This is a genomic window from Pseudoalteromonas aliena SW19, from assembly GCF_014905615.1.
Taxonomy (GTDB): domain Bacteria; phylum Pseudomonadota; class Gammaproteobacteria; order Enterobacterales; family Alteromonadaceae; genus Pseudoalteromonas; species Pseudoalteromonas aliena.
The window spans coordinates 1-1,120 of sequence record NZ_AQGU01000008.1 but is presented as its reverse complement, the minus strand read 5'-3'; the positions used below and the strand labels follow the sequence as shown (position 1 = coordinate 1,120).

Here is a 1,120-nt window from a genome sequence, read left to right as displayed (position 1 = left end):
TTCCCGAATTCATTATGCAAGTGCACCATTGACCATAACCCACCAATAAATATGACATTCTGAAGTATTTGCTAATGTAGTAAGTGCGACCAAACTCATTATCGAGGGAATTCAGAATGCCTTACGAACATCTTAACAGTTTCGAACGAAAAGCTATCTACTATCGATTCAACAGTGGCGAAAGCTGCCGATCCATTGGTAAACTATTAAATCGACACCATACAACTATCATGCGTGAAGTTAAGCGAAATAAGCCACCCTACTATGATTATTTCGATGAGGCAGCGCACGAAAAAGCGATGGCAAGAAGGAAGGTCGCTAGGCATGCAAGAAAAAGAAACAATAAGGCACTGTACGAGCTTGTGCTGAGTAAGATAGTAATGGGATGGTCTCCAGATGCTATAGCAGGTCGGCTTAAGAAGGATAACCCGTCAGATGAATTAATGCATGTCAGCCATGAAACAATCTATCAATGGGTGATTAAGGATTTTAAAGCAGGTGGAGAGCTATACAAAGACTTAGCGAAGAGGCATAAAAAAAGACGTAAACAACGTAAATATGGCGATTTACGTGGGCAAATTAAGAATAGAGTAAGTATTAGCGAACGACCAAAAATAGTCGAAGACAGAAGCCGAATAGGTGACTGGGAAGGTGATTTAATTGAAGGCAAAAAGGGCTCTGGTTTTTTTGTAACCCATGTTGACCGTAGCTCTCGATATTTAATCGCGCAAAAAATAGAGACTAAGCAAGCTGAGTCATTCAATACGGCTACAGTAGAGATGTTTAAAGAGATTCCAGAGCATAAACAGTTAACTCTGACCTTGGATAATGGAAAAGAATTTTCGAAATTTAAAGCCTTGGAAGAAGAACTAGATTTTATTATTTACTTTGCTGATCCTTATTGTTCGTGGCAACGAGGAACAAATGAACATACAAACGGTCTGATCAGGCGTTATTTCCCAAAGAAAACTGATTTCTCAACTATAACTAATGAACAACTCCAAGAGGTTGTAATGAAAATTAATACTCGCCCAAGGAAAATACTAAATTATCAGACAGCTGAAGAAGTCTTTATTAATTAGTGGTTTAAGGTTTGGTGCACTTGGAACCTGAATTCGGG

The 1,120-nt window shown here is 38.8% G+C and carries 1 protein-coding gene; it reads left to right on the top strand.

The window, feature by feature from the left end:
- Positions 1 to 116 precede the first annotated feature (116 nt).
- Positions 117 to 1,082, top strand: a complete 966-nt coding sequence (locus tag PALI_RS00045) for an IS30 family transposase (protein WP_193154360.1) — start codon at positions 117 to 119, stop codon at positions 1,080 to 1,082.
- The last annotated feature ends 38 nt before the right edge of the window (positions 1,083 to 1,120 follow it).